Consider the following 20,983-nt stretch of genomic DNA (forward strand, 5'->3'; position numbering starts at 1 on the left):
CCGGCTCGTACGCCGCCGGGCTCAGCCGATCCCCTGGCGGTCGGCGAGCAGAGCGAACTCCCGGTCCGACGCCTCCCGCACCGTGCGCTCCACGGCCTGGGCCAGGAGCGTGCGGTGCCGATCCAGCGGCGTGCGCCGGTCCGCGGGGACCAGCCGCCACAGGTCGTCCAGGGCGGCCACCAGCCGACGCGTCACCTGAGGACTGTGCGCGTCGCCACCCGCCGCACAGCCCCGGATCTCCGCGAAACCGAGGTCGACGAGGTCGTCCCACTCCGGAAGGTCCTGCACCAGCCGGACCTCCCCCTTGCGGTCGCAGTGGTAGAGCGCGCCGAGCGGACGGCCGGCGAGGTCCGCCAGGACCTGGACGATCCGGTCCAGGCACTGCACGGCGGTGGTCGGGTCGTTGACGGCGGGCGAGAGGGCCCGCAGCGCAATGTCCGACAGCTGCCGCAGCCCGAAGCCGAGATCCTGGTGGAAGGTCCGCTCGACCCCGACGGACACGGTGCGGCGCAGGGCGTGCGGGGTCGGCACCCCGGTCCTGCCGTGCACGGCCAGCACAGGGGTGCCCGGTACGACGTAGTCCCCGATCCGCGGAATCAGCCGCAGCACCACGCCCTGCCGCCGCGCCACCCGCACGAGCCGCGCGATGTGCACGTCCCGCAGCACCCCGGCCCGCCCCGCGTGGACGATCTCGGCCGAGACCGCGGGCAGCACGAGCTGCTCCTCGCCCTCCCGGCCCGTCACGGCGCTGTGCCGCGCGATCGCCCAGAAGGACTCCCTGCTGATCCGGTCGATGACGTGGCCGACCCGCATCAGCCGGATCGTGGAGTTCACATAGGCGATGAACAGTCCCAGGCTCACCAGCACGAGCAGCACGCACACGGCGCCGGAGAAGACCGGCACGGTGGACACGGTCCGCGGATCCTGGTTCCCCTCGAACGCAGCCTGCACCAGCAGCGCGAACAGGAAGGTCGCCAGGAACACGGTGAACGTGCACTTGGTGATGCGGCTGCGCACGTACAGCCGCACGACCCGGGGCGAGAACTGCCCGCTGGCCATCTGCAGCGCCACCAGGGAGATCGAGAACACCACGCCGATGAAGGTCAGCATCGCCGAGCCGACGGTGGTGATGATCGCTTTCAGGGCGTCGGCGACGGCGATCAGGGACTCGATGTCGCCGTAGGCGCCGTCCTCCCGCAGGGTCTCGATGGAGAGGTGGTCCAGCTCCAGCACGCTCAGGGCGAGCACGGCCGCGCCCGTCACCCCGGCGGTCGGCGCGAACCAGAAGGTGTCCCGCAGGTGCTCGCGCAGCGGGGACAAGAGCCTCGGCCGGCGCAGGGACCGGCCGCCCCGGACGGCACTGTGGGATGAGTTGCACATAATCGGACCTTATGTCCAACCCGAAAGCCCTGGTGAAAGGCACTCCGAAACCTTGATAGAGTTATCCATGTCGCCGCGGGGAACGCCCCGCAGAGACAAACACCTGGTCCGGGTGGCGGAATGGCAGACGCGCTAGCTTGAGGTGCTAGTGCCCTTTATCGGGCGTGGGGGTTCAAGTCCCCCCTCGGACACCATGAGAAATCAGAGGAAACCCCAGCTCAGCTGGGGTTTTTCTGTTTTTGGGGAGGCCTTAGCGCCGTGCGGACCCTTGCGCCACCCGTCGGTGGTCGCGGTCGCCGGTCCCCGCCGTCTGCCACACACTGGTCGCGATCGAGCTTGACCGAGTTCGAGCGTGGCCGGTCCCCGGAAAGCCCGTGGTGGACGCGCCTGAACGAATTGGTGACGTCGAAACATGAACGTTTCTCACACTGACCAGCCGGCCGCGGCCGGCTCGACCGAGAGCGCCTGGAGCGGTCCGCACACCCGCGTGGGCGTGCTGGTCACCGCGCTCCTCGCGGCCTGCATCGCCTTCCAGCTGAACGCCAGCATGCTCAGCCCGGCGCTGAAGAGCATCGAGGACAGCCTGGGTGCCAGCTCGGCCGAGATCGGCCTGACCCAGACCGCCTTCTTCACCTCCGCGGCGCTGTTCTCGCTGTTCCTGCCGCGCCTCGGCGACGTCATCGGCCGCCGCAAGGTCCTGGCCGGAATGCTGGCGCTCATGGCCGTCGGATGCGTCGTGGCCGCGCTGGCGGAGAGCGTTCCCGTCCTGTTCGTGGGCCGCCTCATCCAGGGCGCGTCCGGCCCGGCCGTCCCGCTGTGCCTGATCATGCTGCGTATGGAGGTGACCGAGCCCAAGCGCTACGGCACCCTGCTCGGCGTGATCACCGCCGTCAACGGCGGCATCGCGGGCGTCGACTCCCTGGCGGGCGGCTGGCTCGCCGACAACCACGGCTTCCAGTCGGTCTTCTGGGCGATGGCCGTGGTGGCGGTCATCGCGACCGTCCTCGTCGCCACCCTGACCCGGGAGACCAAGGTCCCCTCCGCCCACCGGATGGACTGGCCGGGCGTGGCCTTCCTGGTCGTCTCGGTCGGTGCCCTGCTCGTCGCCCTCAACGAGGCCGGGAAGCTCGACGCCGCGAACTGGAGCATGGTCGGCATCCTCGTGGTCGTCTCGGCGGTCGCCTTCGCCCTGTTCTGGCGCACCGAGGACCGCACCGTGCACCCGCTGGTCGCCACCCGCCACCTGAAGCAGCGCGGCACCTGGGCGACCCTGCTCACCACGGTCCTCACCATGACGGGCGTCTTCGCCGTCATGAACGGCCTGATCCCGGCCTTCGCCCAGGACGCCAAGGCCGGTCTCGGCATGACCGCCGAGCAGTCGGCGTGGTGGACCCTGACCCCGTACGCCCTGGCGGGCCTCGCCATGGGCCCGGTCGCCGGCCGCCTCGCCGCCACCTACGGCTACCGCCGCGTCCTCCGCCTGGGCCTCGTCGGCGCCGTGCTGTCGGTCGCCCTCATGATCCTCACGATGCCGGCCCACTCGGACGTCATGCTGCTGGTGACCTCGGTCCTGGTCGGCATCACCTACGCGGGCGTGGCCAACATCGTCCTCAACGGCCTGGGCATCGTCCTGTCCCCGGGCGAGAACCCGGGCTTCCTGCCCGGCCTGAACGCGGGCGCCTTCAACCTGGGCGCCGGCCTGAGCTTTGCACTGCTGTACGCGGTGAAGACGGCGGCAATGCCGACCGACCCGTCGTCGGAGGGCGGCTATGTCGTCGCCATGATCGCGGGCGTGGTCATCCTGGCCGCGGCGATCGGGACGTCGTTCCTGATCCCGAAGCCGGAGGCGGCGGAGGCGCACGAGGAGTAGAGCACCTTCGCGGTGCGGTTCGGTGCGGGCGGGGCCCGGGGCCGATCCCCGGGCCCCGTTGCCGTACCCGGCCCGGGTGTGGCCGAACTGTCAGCGTCGCTTCTGCCGGCCCCTGGTACCCCATCTGCACTCAGCGGATACTCGAGCCGCTGCAGCGCCGCGGCACCACATCCGAGGAGGGAGCGGCGCGAACAACGGGTGGCTCTACGCGGGCCGGGGATGGGCCGCCGAGAGAATCAAGGTCCCGATCGGCTCGTGGCCGGACCGTTCCAACTGCTCCGCCACCATCTATGCCCAACCGGTCGGCTATGGAGCTCAAGTCGGTCTCCAGATCTGGGACCCCAATGGGTGGCGCCTGTTGACCGACGCCGTCCGCTGGCTGGACGGCAACGGCTACCAGCCGATCACCACGGGGCCCATCAACGCGAATCAACTCGGCACGGTCTATGTGCAGGCGATCTTCGGAAAGAACGAGCTTGGTGCCGGACAGTTCGTCCGGATCGACGATGTGAGCTTCCGGTTCGTTTCCTGAGAACTCTGACGGCCATGTGACCCCGCGGGCCTGGCCGCCACGCTGGTAACGGTCACAGCCTCGGCGACCTCGTTGAGCACGGCAGTGACCAGCCGTTCGTTCTGGCGTGCTTTTCGCCTGGCCCGGGCTGGGAGGGTGCCAGGTCCCTGTTCGAGGCGTGGGCAGAACTCAGCGGGCCGGATCCCGACGGGAGTCGGACTGCTCGTGTCCTGAGGCCTCTGCGGGACCTTGAGCTGACCCTCGTGCCCGTGGAGGGCGGCGGTCCTTCGTTGCGCTTGTTCAAGGACTGCGTCCTGCGCATCGACGGGAGCACGGCCCGTTTGCGCTACTGACTGGGCGGCCGGGGTGCCGTCCGGGGCCGCGTCAGGTCGACGGTCGTGGGTAATCCTCACCCCCGCACGTTCACCAGTGCCTCGAACCGCGCATTCGATGCCTGGGCACACCTTGTGCCAACCCGGGCTTCCCAAGCCTGGCACGTCGCCCTTGTGAACGCCTCCACGGCCGCTGGGTCGGCTGACGTCCACGACTCGAACCGAGACGCCCACGACAAGGCCTCAGCCGGGCCGCAGCCGTCCTCCATGAGCCGTACTGCTGTGTGGGCGACGTCCACCCATGCCGGCCCGATCGCGGGCATGGCCCAGTCCACCAGCCATGCGTGATCCGTGCCGACCAGAAGGTTGTGCGGATTGGTGTCCGTGTGCAGCAGCGCGTCGCCGAGTAGCAACGCCCGTTCGCGGGTTGTTGTGAATTCGGCCAAGTCCCGGTCCACGAACTGCGGTAGGTCCACGGTAGCCGGAGGGCGCAGTGCCTGAGCTGCGTCGAGGGTGATGGCGACGAGCGGCAGGTCCTCCGAGCCCGGTGACAGATCCGCATGTCGGCCGTTCACTCCTTCGAACGCGAGGAGATCCCAGCCGTTGCAGTTCAGCTGCCACAGCAGGCGAGGGCTCACCGCGGTCGCAGCTGGATTCACTGCTACCTCCAACGCCTGGGCGGCGACGCGTCGGGCATCGTCCGCAGGGACGCCCTTCACGAACACCGGGCCTGTACTTGTCGATAGCACTGCCGCGAACAGGCAGGTGATTCCGTGGGGTACTTGCTCGACCGCTTCGACTTTTCCGGTCCGCGCCACAACGGCTTCTCGAACCCCTCTTGGCAGCCCTGCCCAGTCAGTACGCACTCCACCTCCCCATGAGAAGCGGGGACCGCACAACGCGGCCCCCACCGTGTTGCCTGCGAAGTGGCAACCTATTGCGTCGCCCCGCACTTGCGGCATCGTGTGGCACCACTCCACGTCACCCAGTCGTGCTCGCACTCATCGCTCATCAAAGTCACCCCCTCCCATCACCTCGCAGAGCTTCAGTGCGCCTGCCGCAGATGAACGCCCATGGCAGTCGTCAGCTGCGTGGCTGTCTCACGGTCGCCAACCTCCAGAGCTTGTGCCCTCTTGCGCTTGATGTCCCAGCACACCCCGCACCGAGAGGGCCGCGAGGCGGGCGCCGTTCCGTGCTGCGCGTCCGGTTCGCTCACGCCATCCTCCGGTCCCGCTCGCTCCGTGAATTGGCGTCGGCCACCTTGGGCCGCAGTTCGTCGCTCGTGGTGGCCGGCCGGACATCACAAGGGAACGCCTCCCACTCCGTCCCGCCGGATGGCGTCCGCAGGTGCAAGCGCCCGCCGTTTACGCTCATGACCTCGCCGAGGCGATCCCGTCGGGCGTCCACGACCAATGTCCCCACGTCTGTCACCCGTGTTGCGTGTTGGGGACCACCTGCGGCTGTCAACGACTCACCCCCGCACAGCTAGGCCGCAAGGGGCTGGGAACCGTGTGGGCGAGACGGTGGGTGCGGCGATCTCGACCGGAGGCGTCGGGCGTGAGTAACGCCGTCATCCGGCCGAGGTAACTCGTGATGAAGCTGACCACTGTCGACCTTCCCTTCAGATTGGCCGCTGCCCCGGGGCCGGTCGCACGGTGCCGGGGTTTTTCGTTCGCGTGTGCGGCAGGGATTTGGACACAAGGTGTCCATGACGAGGCCCCCAAGATCACTGACAGCAACCGTTCACCGCTCGAAAATCAGTCGAGTCGAGAACGCGCGCCTTGGGATGTCTCTCGGAGAGGTGCGGGATCTGCTCCGTTTCTACGGTGTGGATGATCCGGACTACGTGGAAGAGGTGGTGAACCTCGCGCGCCGGAGCAATGAGCGGGGCTGGACGCAGCAGCTCGGTCTCAAGATTCCGTCCTACGTGGACTACATCGACTATGAAGAGACTGCCGACTACATTCGCTCGTTCGAGCCGATGGTTGTCTCCGGACTCCTGCAAACCGCTGACTATGCTCGGGCTCTCCTGAAGGCGGCGCCGACGATGCTCTCAAATGAACGCGTGGAAGAGCTGGTTGAAGTGCGCATGCGTCGTCAGGAAATCCTTTACCGTGGCGCTCCTCCGCGCGTGTGCGTGATCCAAGGTGAGGCCGCCCTGCGAGCGCAGGTGGGAGGCCGGGCCGTCATGGCGGCGCAGGTCAAGCACCTGGTGGAGGTCTCGGAGCACCCCAACGTCGAACTGCAGGTCCTAACGTTACGTTCAGTGCGGGCGCTCATGCCGGGGTTCTGGGCACGTTCGTGCTGTTCAGCTTCCCCACCCCGGTGTTCTCGGACATCGTGTGCCTGGAACACAGGACGGGAACCCTCTACATGGAGACTCCGGAAGACACGAGCGCGTATACGCTCACGTTCGACTCGTTGCGGTCAACCGCCTTGAGCCCTGCTGAAAGTCGCGACCTGATCAACAGGATCAAGCAAGAGTTATAGATGGCGGCACCACTTGAGAGGTAGCAAGATGCTTGCCCACGATCTGCGCACTGCCTGCTGGCGGAAGAGCACCTACAGCGGTAACTCGGGCGAATGCATCGAAGTAGCCGAAGGGCTTGACGTCGTGTTCGTACGTGATTCGAAGGATCCGTACGGTCCTGCCCTGGTGGTCGACACGAGAGCATGGGCTGTGTTCATAGGTGGCATAAAGGCCGCGGCCCCCCTGACCGCCGTCTGGCTCCTGACAGCATCACAGCAGCCCCGGAACGGACTCCCGGCCGGGGCTGTGTCATGTGGTGCTGGTGCCAGACGGTTGGCGATGATGTGAACCGCTTGCTGCGAGCCACTGCCCTGGCCCCATGGTCATTGGGCTCGGGACGTCGTTGCTGATCCCGAAACCGGTGGTGGCGGAGGTGTACGAGGATCTCGATCCGGGATGTCAGTGGTGGCTGCGATGCTGCCGGCATGACTCCGTGGAACCTGTCCGACCTCGACGCGGCCCTGCGGGCGAGCTGGGCCGCTGACACCTGCTCGCCCGACAACCAGGCCGAGTGGTGTCCCGCGAACCCTGCCTGGGGGCACTGCGACATCACCGCTCTTGTCGTTCACGACATCTTCGGCGGCGACCTTGTGGTCGGCGAGGTCCACCTCGACGGTGACCCGCATGGCTTTCACTGGTGGAACCGGCTGCCCAGCGGGGTCGAACTCGACCTGACGCGCGAACAGTTCCGGCGAGGTCAGACGGTCGCCGCGGCCCGTGTCATCGAGCGTCCGACGGGCCCTCTCCGCCGCTGGGACGAGTACCTTCTGTTGCGCAAGCGCGTCACCGGGCATCTGGATCACCTGCCGGAGCCTGCTGTCTGAGCTGGCCGGGTCGACGAGACGACGCCGGCGCGAGCTGTAGCAACGGTGAATCGGAGAGTTCAGGAATGCGTGCTCTGGAACGTGAAGGTGCGATGTGGCGCAAGAACAGTTACAGCGGGCAGGGCGGTAACTGCATAGAAGTGGCAGAAGGGTTGACCGGCCTGCGCATACGGGACAGCAAGGAGCCCCACGGTCCGGTTCTGGTGGTTCCTGCCGAAGCATGGTCAAGCTTTGTTGACCTCCTCAAGGGCGGGAGAGCCCTGACAGCAGCGTGACCCGTGTGCCAGGAGATACTTCCCGCCACGACCCGATGACCGGAACCCCACCCCCGAATTTCCCCCATTCCATGAGTTTCGCCCCTCTCTCCCACACCATGGGAGCAGCGGCCCGGCGATCGCCGTCGGCCGTTGCGCAGCGAGGGGGAGGCACCAGTGAGTGACACCCGCACAGGGAGCGGTCGCACCGTCGATGTCCTCGTCATCGGGGCCGGGCCCACGGGGCTCGCGGTGGCCGTCGGGCTTCGGCAGTACGGGGTCGACGTCGCCGTCGTGGAGAAGGAGGCGCTCGGGAAGCGGGAGGCCCGGGCCGGGGTGGTGTGGCAGCGGGCGCTGGAGGTGCTGGACGATCTCGGGTGTGCCGGGGCGTTCGTGGGGGAGGGGCTGCGGCTGCGGCGCGTCGAGGTGTTCGGGGAGGGGCGCCGGGTCGGGGAGATGGTGCTCGAGTGTGAGGGGACGGCGTTTCCGAATCCGTTGTCCATCGAGCAGGATGCCGTTGAGCGGTTGCTCGGGGAAAGGCTTGTTGCCGTCGGGGGGCGGGTGGAGTGGGGCACCGAGGCTGTCGCCGTGCGGACCGGGGGCGACGGGGTCGAGGTCGACCTGCGGGAAGCCGACGGGGCTGTCAGTACCGTGCGCTGTGGGTGGGTCGTCGGGTGCGAGGGGGCGCACAGCATCGTGCGCAAGGGGCTCGGGATTCCGTTCGAGGGGGATCGGCGGCCGAATCTGCAGTGCGTGCAGATCAACGCCGAGGCCGACTGGAAGTATCCGTACGCCCCTGACCGGAGTTACTTCTTCCTGGAGCGCGGGTCGTCGCTCGGGGTGTCCCCGCGGCCCGGCGGCGGGTACCGGTTCTTCTGCTTCCGTACCGATCCCGAGCCCGCCCTCGACGGGCCGCCCGGGCTCGACGAGATGCGGGAGATCATCGCGGAGACCGCGCACGACTCCGGCGTCCAGCTGGTCCCCACCGAGCCGCCGTGGGCCAACCGGGCCCGGTTCCAGGACCGGGTCGCCGGCACGCTGCGGGAGGGGCGAGCGCTGCTGGCGGGGGACAGTGCCCATCTGTGGGCGCCCATCGGCGGGCACGGGCTCAACACCGGGTTGCGCGGGGCGCACAACCTCGCCTGGAAGCTCGCGGCGGCCGTGCACGGCTGGGCCGCCGACCCCTTCGCCCTGCTCGACACCTACGCCGCCGAACAGCGGCTCACCGCGCACAAGGTGATGCGCGAGATGCAGCACAACGTGCTCGAGCTGCCGCCGACGCCCGCCACGCTGTTCGGCATGCGCGTCGCCGGGGCCCGTGTCATGGGCAGCCAGTGGGCCTCCGGGCGGATCCGGACGATGCTCAGCGATCTCGCGATGCACCACCGGGAGAGCACGCTCTCGGAGGGGCCGGGCGGCGGGGACCGGCTGCCCGATCCGTTCGTGAGGATCGAGGGGCTGCGGCGGAAGCGGGAGTGCCGGCTGCACGATCTGCTGTCGTACCAGTGCTGGACGCTGCTGGTGGCCCCCGGGGCGCAGGTCGACCTCGCGCGGCTGCGGGAGGCCGTCGGGGGCTACCGCGTCCCCGTCGAGATCCTCCGGCCCCGGCTGGTGCCGGGCCGCGGCGACCGGCCCCGCCTCCCCGGCAGGGCCCTCGTCCTCGTACGGCCCGATCGCCACATCGGCATCAGTACGGATCACGTCGGGGAGCTGGAGGAGTATCTGCGCCGGTGGTTTGCGCCGGCTCCCCTGCCGGGGACGGACGGCTAGGCGCCCTTGGCGTAGCCGTAGAGGTGCCCGCGGCCCCGGCGGTCGCGGGCAGGCCGTCAGGAGCGGGGTACGGTCCGCACCATCATCCGCTCCGGGCCGTGGAACACCAGGTCCTCCGCGTACCGCACCGGTTCCCCCTTCCCCTCCGCCAGGGCGAGCCCGGGCATCCCCCGCAGCAGTTCGTTCAGGCCCAGTTCCGCCTCCACGCGGGCCAGCGGCGCCCCCACGCAGTAGTGGATGCCCATGCCGAAGCCGCTGTGGCGGCGCGCGTCGCGGCGTACGTCCAGGTGGTCGGGGTCGGCGAAGTGCTCGGGGTCGCGGTTGGCCGCGCCCAGGACCAGGGTGACCTTCGCGCCCCGTTCGATCTTCCGCCCCCCGATCTCGTCCTCCTCGTACGCCCACCGGCTGATCATCTGCACCGGGGAGTCGTAGCGCACCAGCTCCTCCACGGCCCCCGGCAGCAGCTCCGGGCCGGAGCGCAGCAGCGCCAGTTGCTCCGGGTGGGCGAACAGCGCCAGCAGGCCCTTCGCCACCAGGTTCGTCGTCGTCTCGTGGCCCGCGGTGAGGAGATGGATGCAGGTGCCCACCAGGACGTCGTCCCCCAACGGCCCCTCACCGGGCGGAGGTTCCTCGTCCGCCTGCAGCATCGCGCCGATCAGGTCCGCGTCGAAGCGCGCCTCCTGCGACCTCCGGCGGGCCAGTTCGGCACGGAAGTACGCGTCCAGTTCCCGCGCCGCCGCGTCCGCGAGGGCGAACGCGTCCGGCCGCCGGGCCACGCGTGAGCTGGTCGCCTGCTGGAGGTCCACCGCCTTCGCCCGGAACCACGGGCGGTCCTCCCGCCGCACGCCCAGCAGTTCGCTGATGACGAGGATGGGGAAGGGGGCGGCGAAGCGGGACACCAGGTCGACGCCGTCGTCCGTGGCGGCCGCCGGGTCGGCCCGCAACTCCCCGGCCAGCGCGGCCGCCAGCTCGGCTATGCGGGGCCGCAGCGACTGCACGATGCGCGGCGTGAAGCTCTTCGCCACCAGCGCGCGCACCCGCGAGTGCTCCGGCGGGTCCATGAAGACCATCCAGTTCGCCGTCGTCCGGCGCAGGTGCGGGCACTCCTCCGGCAGCCGCGACGGCAGCCCGCCGCGCCCGTACTTCCGGCTGGTCAGCACCCGCGCCACGTCTGCGTGCCGGAACAGGTACCAGGAGTCGTCCGACCGGTGGACCGGGTCGCCCTCCCGGTAGCGGCGGTACAGCGGATAGGGATCCGGAACGTGCACCTCCGAGTTGCGGAACGGGGCGAGCACGGGTGAGTCGGTCACTTCGCACCCCCGCGCACCGTGTCGGCCAGCGTACCCGGGTCCGTCGGCAACTCCGCGCCGCACCAGGCCACATGCCCGTCCGGCCGGACCAGGACGTACGGGCTCCCGTAGCGCTCCGCCACGGCCCGGTCGCGGCAGCGGTACGTCTCCAGCGGCACCCGGCGCGCCGCGAAGGCGGCCTCCAGCGGCCCGGTCCCCGCATCCGCGAAGGCCATCAGCCGGAACGCCCGGCCGAAGAGGTCCAGCGTCGACACCCCCGGGCGCAGCCACGCGTGCGGGGCCCGGGCGCCGGGCACGGCGGCCGTCCGCCAGTCGCCGTCCGCACCGCCCACCACCACGGGCGACGCGTACCGGTACCCGAGATGCACGTCCGGTGCCTCGAACTCCCGGCGCACCCCGCCCCTCAGCATCCCCTCCGCCAGGTCGGCCCGGGCCCTCGCGCCCTCCGCCGTGGTCAGCAGGATCTCCTTGGGCAGCTCCCGGCCCATCGTCCGCCGCAGATTGACGTTGGCCTCCTCCAGGCTCTGCTCGGCCACCGGCCGGCGCTCGGTCTCGTAGCTGTCGAGCAGCCCCGGGCCCGCCCAGCCCGCCAGCTCACCGGCCAGCTTCCAGCCGAGGTCGGCGGCGTCGACGATGCCCGTGTTCATGCCGAAGCCCCCGGAGGGCGACAGCGTGTGCGCGGCGTCCCCCGCCAGCAGCACCCGGCCCGCGCGGAAGGTCTCCGCGATGCGGTGGGTGAGGTGCCAGACGTTGTCCGAGAGGATCTCCAGGGGGGTGTCGAGGGCGATGGCCGAGCGGACCAGGGACAGCGCGTCCCGTTCCCCCATGTCGTCCCCCGGCGTCACCCCCACCGTCAGCCGGTACAGCTCCCGCCCGTCGATCGACCGGAGCGGGAAGCGCAGCGCGGGCGGCTGGAGCAGGAAGTACACCAGGGCGTTCCGCTCGCCCAGCCTCTCGTGCAGGCCGGGCGCGCGGAAGAGGATGTTGCGGAACACCCGCGTCTCGTACCGGCCCGGGGCCGCGATCCCGGCGGCCTTGCGCACGGGCGAGGAGGCGCCGTCGCAGGCGACCAGATAGCGGGCGCGCACCGTCAGCCGCGACCCGTCCGGCAGGTTCGTCGCCCGGGCGGTCACGCCGTCCTCGTCCTGGGTGAAGTCGTCCAGGCGGCAGCGCAGCCGCAGCGGGCCGTCCGGGTGCACCCCCACCTCCTGCGCCAGCAGCGGCGCCAGCCAGTGCTGGGGGCAGGCGTGCTCGGGCTCGGGGGTGTACGGGAGTTCCGGCCGGCCGTCGGCCGTGCCGAAGTCCAGCCGGAGGACCTCCTGTCCGCCGAGCGCCGTCACCCAGGCGACGTCCAGCGGATGGTCTCCGGGCCAGCCCGCGCCCCGGATCCGGCCGGCGAGGCCCCAGCGCCGGAACAGCTCCATGGAGCGGGGGCCGACATTGCTCACCTTCGGATGCGAGACCCTCCCGTCCGAGGCCTCCAGCACCCTGAAGCCGACGCCCCGGTACTTCAGGTCCAGGGCCAGGGCCAGGCCCACCGGGCCCCCGCCCACGATCAGTACCTCGGTCGTCACGTCACTCTCCACGCCGGTCGCGCCGGTCATCGCGCGGGCCTCCGCATCCCTCGGTGTCGTCATGCCCCTTTCCCTTTCCCGTCCCCGCTTCTGCGGAAGAAGTCGGCGTAGAAGGCCATCATGTCGGCGACCTGCCCGGGCACCGGACCGCACTTGCGCGCCGCTGCCGAGAGGTGCTCGAAGCGCAGCGCCAGCGAGCGGCGCGCCACGTCCGGGCGGGAGGAGAAGCCCGGTGGGGACTCCAGCTCGAAGGTGGGGCCCGCCGTGCGGCCCCGCCGCCCCGACTCCATGGTGACCAGCAGCTCCGCGAGCGGGCGCATCATTCCGGTCATCACGTCGATCGAGGCGTTCATCAGCTTCGACCGGCGCAGGCTCCCGTCGGGGCTCTCGCCGAAGTGCTGCACCATCAGTTGCAGCATCAGGTGGTACGAGCGGTTGAACAGCAGCCCCACCGCCCGCGCCTCCGGTTCGGTGATCCGGTCCTTCGCCCCGTCGCCCCCCGTGCCCAGCGTCGGATTGCGCAGCACGGGGTAGGCCGGGCTCCACGGCGCCAGGCTGCCGTACGGGCCCGGTACGCGCTCGGTGGTGAGCGCCTCGCCGATCTTCAGGAAGCTGTGGAAGTGCGAGGTGTCCGACGGGGCGGCGGGGCCCAGGACCCCGCCCTCGCCCTGCTCGGTGATGAAGTCCACCGCGAACAGGGCGCTGGAGAGGTCGTCGACCTCCAACTGGTAGTCGGGATGGCGGGTGTTGACCGACTCGCGCATGAACACGTGGTGCTCGCCGCCGCCCCGCCCCTTCTCCACCAGGAACAGGTCCGGCACGCGCTGCAGGCCCTCCCGGATCCCCGTGTACAGCTCGCTCACCGAGCCCCAGGAGAATCCCGCCGGGGCCGCGGCGGCCGGATCCGCCGCCGTCCCTTCCCGCCGCACCTCGGGCGTCAGGCCCGCGGGCTGCTCGATCGCGATGTACCGCTGCACGCTGCCGACGCTCAGCCCCTCCAGGGCGAAGTCCAGGGGCACCGGCAGCTCGCCGTTGAGCGTCCCGAAGTCGATCAGCGGGACGTGGAAGGGCTCGCCCATCGCCATGATGATGTTGTTGACCAGCAGGAAGTGGATCATCTCTTCCCGGGCCACGTTCAGCAGGGTGCCGCGGATCCCGTCGTCCAGGGTCGCGCCGCCCTGCCCGCACGCCAGCTCCAGCTGCTCCGGCGTCCACTGCCCGCGCCGCACGTACGCGCGGCCGGCCCCGTGCGTGGGCACCGAGAAGGCGGCGTACAGGTACTGGAGCATCACCGCCAGCTCCAGGGTGGCCGCCTGCTTCAGCACGGCCCACAGCTCGCCCCGCGTGGTGATCGCCGGGCCGTCCGTGCGCTCCGCCGGGACGGTGAGCGGCGGGCTCACCCGCGCCTGCTGGTTGCGCAGATAGGCCAGCAGCAGGCGCGCCTTGGGGTCCGTCAGGTCGCGGGTCGGCGGCATGTAGTACGTCTTCGCCCTGTTCCGCGGATCGCACATCTGCCACACCAGTTCCGCGTACGTCTCGACCTTGCAGCGGTCGGCGAGGCTGAAGACCTCGGACCGCATGAAGGTCGAGACGTGCTCGTAGTAGGCGAAGACCTCGCGGTGCAGCAGCTCGAAGTCGACGTCCTCCCGGGGAATGTCGTCCAGGTGCCAGTCGTCGGGCAGGACGCGTACGGCCAGGGAGCCCGCCCCCGCCCAGAAGCCCAGCGCGTCCTCGTCGTCGTAGGCCGCCCGGGCCGAGCCGGGCTCGCCGGGCGCCACGGGCGGCAGTTCGCCGGGGTCCGCGGCCAGCAGCACCCGGCAGGTGCCGGCCCGCTCCCCGCGCAGGGTGAGCAGGCCGTGCCCGCGCTCGTCCGTCTCGACGACGCACTCCGCGGCGTACGCGTCCGCGCCGCGCATCCCGAGCAGGACCGCGTCCCCGCAGCGGGCGTCCGGGGCCCCGGCGATCCGGTCGCCCGGCAGCGCACGGGGGTTGAAGTACTGGCGCACGTACACCTTCCCCGCGCTCGCGGGGCGGCCGCGCACGAAGGAGCGCAGCGGCACGTCCACGGCGTGGTCGGCGCCGTGCGCTTGGTCGCGGTGATGGAGGACGACCAGCGGCTCGTCGCTCTGGACGTTGGTCTCCCGCTCCCCGAGCAGCACGGTCCGCCGCCCGTCGGCCGCCGTGCCCACCAGGCACAGCGCCTCGTCCGCGGCCCGCTCCCACCCCGGCTCGGCGGGCACCGTGACGATGCCGGAGGTCAGGTCGCCCGCGTACGAGCCGGTGGCCCGCGTCCCCGTGTACGCGCCGGCCGGGACCCGGGCGACCAGGTGCCCCGAGGCGGCCGTGCGCAGCTCCAGGTCCCCGGCGTCCACCGGCGGGCCGAGCCGGTGCAGCGGGCCCGGGCCCGCCTCCCGGGCCCGGGTGGTGACCGGCACGGCGGAGACCATGTTGAACGCGGCGCGCCCCGCTGCCACGTCCACCGTCATGTGGTGGAGCCGGCCGCCCGCCCCCGCGGCGGGGACGAGCAGCCGGCCGGCCGGGTACGTGCGCAGCTCGTGCGCGTGCCACGGCGCGACGGTGCCCCGCACCCGCCAGACGGCCGGCGAGTCCGGGACGCGCGGCGAGGCCATGGCGTCCAGGGCGAACTGGACCACGAGGCCGTCCGCGCCGCCCTCCACCGCGGTGCGCAGCGCGCCCGCGGCGGGGGAGAGCGCGGCGTCGGGCAGCCATTCCGGGGCGCTGCCCGGCCCGTCCAGGCCGGTGACCACGAACTGGTGCACCGCGCAGTAGCGCAGCTCCGGCGCCAGGGCGTGCTCGCCCACGTCCAGGATGCGGCCGAAGTCGGTCCAGCGGGGCGGCTGGAAGCCGGTGACGCCGCCTGTGAGCATGTACCCGTCGTCGTGCGAGCGCCCCGCGCGGCCGAAGCCGAACCGGCCGGCCATCAGCGCCGTGGTCCACCGCGAGGCCGGGTCGAGGTCGAAGACCCGGGCGCGGTTGACGGTGGTGCGCAGGTACTCGTTGTAGTGGCCCCAGACGTCCACGGCGCGCCCGACCAGCGGGTCGCCGGTGTCCGGAGGGCCGCCGTCCGGTCCCTCCACGGAGACGATCCGGGCGTCCAGCCAGAAGTGCCCGTTGCCGTCGAAGTTCCAGCCCTGGGCGGCGCTGAACTCCCCGTCCCCGGCCGGGCGCCCGTCCCGGTCGAAGCGGGGGCCGCGGCGGCGCAGGAACTCGTGGTACTCGGCGGCGGGCCGGTCCGCGGGGAACGGCCCGTCGTCGGTCAGCGCCCGGTTGGCGGCCAGGTCGACCAGGCCGCTGCGCGGCCCGGTCGGCGGCTTCGTCGTCGCGGTTCCGGCGAAGTGCAGCCTGGGCAGGTCGAACACGCTCATTACAGGGCTCCCGCGGGGTCGTGGCGGCCGCCGGGGACGGCGGAGGGGCGGCGGGACGGCTCGTAGCGCTCGACCGCTTCGACGGCCCGCAGCGCGGACTCGATGGATCCCTCGATCCACGCGGGCGCCGTCGAGCAGTGCTCGCCCGCGAAGAACAGCCGGTCGACCGGCCGTGAGGCGCGCAGGATCTCCTCCTCGACCTCGGTCTCGCTCTTGCCCCAGCGGGTGGTGCAGCCGCCGCCCGTCCAGGGGTTGCGGCCGTCCCAGGCCACGCTCACGGCGTCCAGGACCATGCCGGGCGAGAGGAGTTCGGGGTGGAGCGTGCTCAGCTCGTCGAAGACCACGCGGTGCCGGCGGCGGGGGGACATCCGGCCCAGCCGGGCGGCCTCGTCCCCGATGGTGTAGCTGGCCAGCAGTGCCGCGCCGCGGCCCGGCTCGCCGTCGACGGGCGGGTAGTAGGTCTGGCGGATGCGGCCGCCGCTGAACGAGGCCCCGCCCTGGATGCCGCTCTCCCGCCAGAAGGGCGTGCGGCAGAGGAAGGCCACCTTGGTGGCGGGGCAGTAGACCACGTCCCGCAGCACGGCCCGCTTGTCCGGGTCCAGGCCGGACAGGCGCATGCGCCGCAGGGCGGGGAAGGGCACGGTGCAGACCACGAAGTCCGCGCGCCTGACCACGGTCCGGCCGGCCGTGCGGACGGTCAGGAGGACGTGGTCGGGCCGTACGTCGATCCCGGTGACCTGGTGTCCGACGGCCACCGGGCCCCTTATCCGCTCGGCGAGACGGTGCGTCAGCTGGTCCATGCCGCCGTCGAGCCGGAGCAGGTCGGGGCTGGTCTCGGTGAGGATGTCGTCGAGGAAGCTGTTGAGGCGGCCGCTGCAGCCGGCGCGGATGCCGGGGTAGGCGGCGAACAGCGAGTGGAGGTCGACCCGGTCCCGGTCCGGACCGCGCAGGTGCGGGCCCAGGTCGGTGCAGGACACGAGGTCGAGCAGCGGGCCGCGCAGGTCCTCGCGGAGCGCCTCGCGCAGGTCCGGGGGCGCGATGGCGTCGACGATGGCGGTGAGCCAGGCGCCGAAGGAGACGGTGGCGTCGTCGAAGCGGTGGCCCGGGCGGTGCCGCTCCAGCTGGCGCCGGAAGTTCCCGCGCAGCGTGCGTGAGGCGTCCCGGATGCGGATGTAGCCCCCGTCGGTGTGCAGATAGGCGTTCTCCTCCGACATGAGCGTGGAGAAGGCACGGAGTTTGCCGTCCAGCCCCATCCGCCGGATGTATTCCAGCGTGCGCGCATGATGGGTCGGAATACGCATGGCGCCCAGCTCCACGGACGGTGCGCCCGGGCTCCGGCCGAATCGGTGGGTGTGGATGCGGCCACCGATGCGGGTGTTGCCCTCCAGGACCTCGACGCGGCAGCCGAGGCGCTCCAGCTCGTAGGCGGCGACGAGGCCGGAAATCCCCGCCCCTATGACGGTCACGCGGCGGCTGCCCTGTTCGAATTTATCGAATGCGTGGGCATGCCAAATTCGTTGAGTGCCGGACATTGAAGTTTCCCCCCGTTAATAACCGGCTATTCCCCGTTTGAGCTTACACAGAGTTTTCATATCTCAAGGTCCGTGACAATGGTATTTCAGGACACCCTCAAGCCTGCAACGGATTCTGAGGGGGCGTCGACTAATGCTTAGACGGCATACGCATAAAAGCGGTCCGGAACCCTCCGCATATCTCATGCGGAATGCGCCCGATGGCATCGGGGCGCTCGGCGGGGCCCGGCGGTGCGCGGCCCGGCCCGGTGTGCGCCCGGCCTTGCGCCGGTCGGCGTGAACCGCCTGCCACAACCGACGGTTTCCCGCCAGCTGGCGCTACTCCATCCGGAGTACGGAAAAGCCCGTACTTGAGTACGACGACATGACACTCCGGACACGGCATTGTTGGGTGTATGGAGCACGCAGGGACGGACCACAGAGAGACGCCAGGCAGCCGGAACGAGCCGGAGCCCGCCCACAGAGGGCGGCCGTGAGCGCCGCGCTCGCGGCATCGGTGCTGCTCTGCCTGGTGTCCGCCGTCTGCTACGCGGGCGCGGCCATCGTGCAGGAGCGCGTCGCCGCGACGACCGCCGGCGGCGCCTGGGGCCCGCTGCGCAGGCCGGGCTGGTGGGGTGCGGTGGCGCTCACCGGCCTGGGCGCCGGGCTGCACGTGGCGGCGCTGGCGTACGGCCCGCTGAGCCTGGTGCAGCCACTGGGGGCGCTGACGATCGTCTTCGCGCTGCCGATGGCCGCGCTGTTCGTGCGCCGCCCCGTCGGCGCGGCCAAGTGGCGCGGCGCGCTGCTGGCCACCGCCGGGCTGGCCGGGCTGCTCGCCCTGACCGGGCCGCCGCGCGTGGAGTCCCTCGACGGTGTGCAGCGGCACGTGCTCGCGGTCGCGGTGCTGGGTGGCGTGGCCCTGCTGGCGTTCGCCGCGCACTGGGTGCGCCGGCCCGTCGTGCGCGGGGTGGTGCTGGCCACCGCGGCCGGCGCCGCGTTCGGCATGGCCTCGGTCTTCACCAAGGACGTCGCCGACGACTGGGTCGAGCACGACGCCGGGCTGCTCGCCCTGCTGCCCAGCCTCGCGGTGATAGCGGTGCTCGCATCGGCCGGAATGCTGCTGTCCCAGGCCTCCTACCGGGGCGCGGGCCTGGCCGCGCCGCTGGCGACCGTCACGGTCGTGAACCCCGTGGTGGCGGCGGGCGTCGGCATCGCGGCCCTCGGCGAGGCGTTCCGGTACGGGCTGCCGGGCGAGATCCTGGCCGGCCTGGCCGGGGTGGCGGCGGCCGTGGGCGTGGTGGCGCTGACCATCCGGGGCGCGGGCTCGGGCGGGACCGCCGACGGGGCCACGGTGCCGGGCGCCGCGCGCGGCAGCCCTGCGCCCGATGCGGTAGCCACGTCCGGTGCAGACGTCGTATCCGCGAGGCTGCTGCCTTCCGCGCGGGCACACGAGGGTCTGGTTCCGGTGCGTTCGGGTCCCGAGCCGGACTGACCCCCGACAGTGGGGGTTTGGCCGGTTGTGCGTGGTCCTGGCACTCAAACCCGGCAATCCCGGCGGCAGCGCGATCCCCGTGCCCCGGGCACGGACGCGCCATGGCGCCCACGGGTGGGCCCGCGTCACCATGGTGACCCCGGCCCACCCCTCCGGAGGAGCCACCGTGGATTTCGATGTCGTCGTGGAGATCCCCCAAGGCAGCCGCAACAAATACGAGATGGACCATGAATCGGGGCGCATCCGGCTGGACCGGATGCTCTTCACCTCCACCCGCTATCCCGCCGACTACGGCTATGTCGACGGCACGCTCGGCGCGGACGGAGAGCCGCTGGACGCGCTGGTGCTGGCCGGTGACCCCACGTTCCCCGGCATAGTGATCCGATGCCGTGCGATCGGGATGTTCCGCATGCGCGACGAACAGGGCGAGGACGACAAGGTGTTGTGCGTGCCCGCGGGCGATCCCCGGCACGAGCACGTCCGGGACCTCCGGCACCTGCCCGAGTTCGACCGGCTGGAGATCCAGCACTTCTTCGAGGTCTACAAGGAGCTGGAGCCCGGCAAGTCCGTCGACGGCGCCTGCTGGGCGAACCGGGCCGCCGCCGAGGCCGAGATCGCCGCCTCCCGCACCCGGGCCCGCAGCCGGAGCGCCGGGAGCCGCCCGTGGCACTGAAGCGCACGCGGATGCGAAGGGGACGGCGCACACAAGGTGCGCACAGGGTGATGCGGTAAAAGGAGGCATGGCCACCACCGACCGGCGCGCCGGGCTGCCCGCCACCGCCCGTCCGGACGGCACGCCATGGCGGCGCGATCCCCGCCTGGCCGCCGTCGCCGCGGGCTATGCGGTGCTGCAACTGTGCTACGCGATCGCGCACATGGACCTCGGCTGGGACGAGACCGTCTACCTCTCGCAGGTCGACCCCCGCAACCCCGCCGCCTTCTTCAGCGCCCCCAGATCGCGGGGCGTCAGCTTCCTCGCCGCCCCCGTCGTGGCCCTCACCTCGTCCACCACCGTGCTGCGCGTGGTGCTGGTGCTGCTCTCCTCGGCCGCGCTGTACGGCGCGTTCAAGGTGTGGGAGCCGCTGCTGGGCAAGGGGCGGGTCGCCCTCGCGGCGCTGCTGTTCGCCGGGCTGTGGATCACCGTGCTCAGCGGCCCGGAGGTGATGCCGAACCTCTGGGTCGCACTGACCGCGGTCGCCGCCGTCGGCTGGTTCCTGCGGGCGCGCGACGGCGAAGACCCCCGGCGGCGCAGAGTACTCCTCGGCCTCGCGGGCACCCTCGCCGCCGCCACCCTCTTCCGCGCGCCCGACGCCGTCTGGCTCGCCCTGCCCATGCTGGCCGTCTGCGCAGTCGTACGGTCCTGGCGGCGCCCCGGCACCGTGGCCGCCGTGCTCGGCGGGCTCGCGCTGGGCGGGGCCCAGTGGGCGGTCGAGGCGTACGCCCGGTTCGGCGGCATCGGCGAGCGGCTGTCCGTCTCCAGCGACACCGAGGGCGGCATGGGGGAGCACCTCGGCGCCGGGCTGGGCGCCGCCTACCGCTCCCTCAACGGCCCCCAGCTGTGCCGCCCCTGTCACATAGCCGCGCCGTCCGTCACTCACTCCCTGTGGTGGCTGCTGCTCCCCGCCCTCACCGCCACGGCCTGTGCTTTCGCCCTGAGGGGCGCCCGCCGCGCGGATGCGCCCGTCACCCTGCTGCCCGTCGCCTGCGCCCTCGCCCTGGCCGTCCCGTACACGCTCCTGCTCGACTACTCCGCGCCGCGCTTCCTGCTCCCGGCCTATGCTCTGCTCGCCCTGCCGGTCGCCGACCTCGCCGTCCGGGCGGTGCGGGCGGCACGGGCCGGCCGCGTCCGGCTCGTGGTCTGCGCCGTGCTGTGCGCCGTGCTCGCCGCCCATCTCACCGTGCAGATCGAGGAGCTGCGGGTGAACACGGCGGACGCCAGGGACACCACCGTCCGCTACCGCCGGGCCGCCGACGAGCTGGGCCGCCTCGGCCTGACGGCCCCCTGCCTGGTCACCGGGCCGCGCGCGCAGCCCATCGGCTACGAGGCGGGCTGCGCCTCGGCCCAGACGATGGGCAACAACCGCTCGGCCACCACGGCCGACATCGTCCACGCCGCCGCCACGATGCCCACCGCCCTGCTGTACGACACCAAGGACCCCTACCTGCCCGGCTACGCCCGCGGCTGGCACCCCCACCCGCTGCCCGGCACCGACTGGGTCGCCTACCTGCCGTGAGCCCC

At 71.5% G+C, this 20,983-nt stretch carries 16 protein-coding genes, 1 tRNA gene and 1 pseudogene; 12 read left to right on the forward strand and 6 right to left on the reverse strand.

The window, feature by feature from the left end; translation table 11 throughout:
• Window positions 1-21: 21 nt before the first annotated feature.
• Window positions 22-1,380: a DUF2254 domain-containing protein gene (locus tag AC1Z4A_RS27180; RefSeq protein WP_483682498.1), complete on the reverse strand. Its 1,359-nt coding sequence runs from the start codon at window positions 1,378-1,380 to the stop codon at window positions 22-24.
• Window positions 1,381-1,486: 106 nt separating this feature from the next.
• On the opposite strand from AC1Z4A_RS27180, the gene AC1Z4A_RS27185 reads away from it, so the two are divergent.
• The 3 genes from AC1Z4A_RS27185 (at window position 1,487) to AC1Z4A_RS27195 (ending at window position 3,782) form a co-directional block, all read left to right on the forward strand.
• Window positions 1,487-1,574: transfer RNA gene (locus AC1Z4A_RS27185), tRNA-Leu, on the forward strand.
• A 218-nt stretch (window positions 1,575-1,792) separates the two neighbouring features.
• Complete coding sequence (gene uriT, locus AC1Z4A_RS27190) at window positions 1,793-3,250, forward strand: uridine transporter UriT (protein ID WP_483682499.1); 1,458 nt, start codon at window positions 1,793-1,795, stop codon at window positions 3,248-3,250.
• 358 nt (window positions 3,251-3,608) lie between these two features.
• On the forward strand, window positions 3,609-3,782 hold the full coding sequence (locus AC1Z4A_RS27195; protein WP_483682500.1) for a hypothetical protein: 174 nt from the start codon (window positions 3,609-3,611) through the stop codon (window positions 3,780-3,782).
• Window positions 3,783-4,170: 388 nt separating this feature from the next.
• Here AC1Z4A_RS27195 and AC1Z4A_RS27200 read toward each other — a convergent pair whose 3' ends face one another.
• Window positions 4,171-4,911 (reverse strand): phosphotransferase, encoded by a 741-nt coding sequence (locus AC1Z4A_RS27200; RefSeq protein ID WP_483682501.1) that lies wholly within the window; start codon window positions 4,909-4,911, stop codon window positions 4,171-4,173.
• 1,163 nt (window positions 4,912-6,074) lie between these two features.
• Between AC1Z4A_RS27200 and AC1Z4A_RS27205 the strand changes: the two are divergent.
• The 6 genes and pseudogenes from AC1Z4A_RS27205 to AC1Z4A_RS27230 all read left to right on the forward strand — a co-directional run.
• Window positions 6,075-6,284 (forward strand): annotated as a pseudogene (locus AC1Z4A_RS27205) (Scr1 family TA system antitoxin-like transcriptional regulator); the annotation flags it as partial.
• Between the two features lie 110 nt (window positions 6,285-6,394).
• Window positions 6,395-6,583, forward strand: coding sequence for a Scr1 family TA system antitoxin-like transcriptional regulator (locus tag AC1Z4A_RS27210; RefSeq protein ID WP_483682502.1), 189 nt, complete (start codon window positions 6,395-6,397; stop codon window positions 6,581-6,583).
• 28 nt (window positions 6,584-6,611) lie between these two features.
• Window positions 6,612-6,911: a DUF397 domain-containing protein gene (locus tag AC1Z4A_RS27215; protein ID WP_483682503.1), complete on the forward strand. Its 300-nt coding sequence runs from the start codon at window positions 6,612-6,614 to the stop codon at window positions 6,909-6,911.
• A 137-nt stretch (window positions 6,912-7,048) separates the two neighbouring features.
• Entirely contained in the window at window positions 7,049-7,447 is a 399-nt protein-coding gene (locus AC1Z4A_RS27220; RefSeq protein ID WP_483682504.1) for a YunG family protein, read from the forward strand.
• Between the two features lie 65 nt (window positions 7,448-7,512).
• The gene (locus AC1Z4A_RS27225) at window positions 7,513-7,722 is read left to right on the forward strand and encodes a DUF397 domain-containing protein (protein WP_483682505.1); all 210 of its coding nucleotides are present in this window, start codon (window positions 7,513-7,515) and stop codon (window positions 7,720-7,722) included.
• A 156-nt stretch (window positions 7,723-7,878) separates the two neighbouring features.
• Entirely contained in the window at window positions 7,879-9,471 is a 1,593-nt protein-coding gene (locus tag AC1Z4A_RS27230; protein ID WP_483682506.1) for an FAD-dependent monooxygenase, read from the forward strand.
• A 56-nt stretch (window positions 9,472-9,527) separates the two neighbouring features.
• On the opposite strand, the gene AC1Z4A_RS27235 is transcribed toward AC1Z4A_RS27230, so the two are convergent.
• From AC1Z4A_RS27235 to AC1Z4A_RS27250, 4 genes are read right to left on the reverse strand one after another with little or no spacing between them, the layout of a single operon-like run.
• The gene (locus AC1Z4A_RS27235) at window positions 9,528-10,781 is read right to left on the reverse strand and encodes a cytochrome P450 (protein WP_483682507.1); all 1,254 of its coding nucleotides are present in this window, start codon (window positions 10,779-10,781) and stop codon (window positions 9,528-9,530) included.
• The gene (locus AC1Z4A_RS27240) at window positions 10,778-12,418 is read right to left on the reverse strand and encodes an FAD-dependent monooxygenase (protein ID WP_483682508.1); all 1,641 of its coding nucleotides are present in this window, start codon (window positions 12,416-12,418) and stop codon (window positions 10,778-10,780) included. The genes AC1Z4A_RS27235 and AC1Z4A_RS27240 overlap by 4 nt, the downstream gene beginning before the upstream one ends.
• A complete protein-coding gene (locus tag AC1Z4A_RS27245) occupies window positions 12,415-15,741 on the reverse strand; it encodes a ferritin-like domain-containing protein (protein ID WP_483682509.1) in 3,327 nt (1,108 codons plus the stop codon). Before AC1Z4A_RS27245 ends, AC1Z4A_RS27240 begins: the two co-directional genes overlap by 4 nt.
• Window positions 15,741-17,207 carry a flavin monoamine oxidase family protein gene (locus tag AC1Z4A_RS27250; protein WP_483682510.1) on the reverse strand — a complete coding sequence of 489 codons (1,467 nt, stop codon included), beginning with the start codon at window positions 17,205-17,207 and terminating at the stop codon, window positions 15,741-15,743. The genes AC1Z4A_RS27245 and AC1Z4A_RS27250 overlap by 1 nt, the downstream gene beginning before the upstream one ends.
• Window positions 17,208-17,745: 538 nt before the next feature.
• Between AC1Z4A_RS27250 and AC1Z4A_RS27255 the strand changes: the two genes are divergently transcribed.
• From AC1Z4A_RS27255 to AC1Z4A_RS27265, 3 genes are all read left to right on the forward strand, one after another.
• Window positions 17,746-18,744: a DMT family transporter gene (locus tag AC1Z4A_RS27255; protein WP_483682511.1), complete on the forward strand. Its 999-nt coding sequence runs from the start codon at window positions 17,746-17,748 to the stop codon at window positions 18,742-18,744.
• A 166-nt stretch (window positions 18,745-18,910) separates the two neighbouring features.
• Complete coding sequence (locus AC1Z4A_RS27260; protein WP_483682512.1) at window positions 18,911-19,417, forward strand: inorganic diphosphatase; 507 nt, start codon at window positions 18,911-18,913, stop codon at window positions 19,415-19,417.
• Window positions 19,418-19,484: 67 nt separating this feature from the next.
• Entirely contained in the window at window positions 19,485-20,978 is a 1,494-nt protein-coding gene (locus AC1Z4A_RS27265) for a hypothetical protein (RefSeq protein WP_483682513.1), read from the forward strand.
• Window positions 20,979-20,983 lie beyond the last annotated feature (5 nt).

The sequence above is a fragment of the Streptomyces sp. 17_S59 genome (assembly GCF_056930295.1).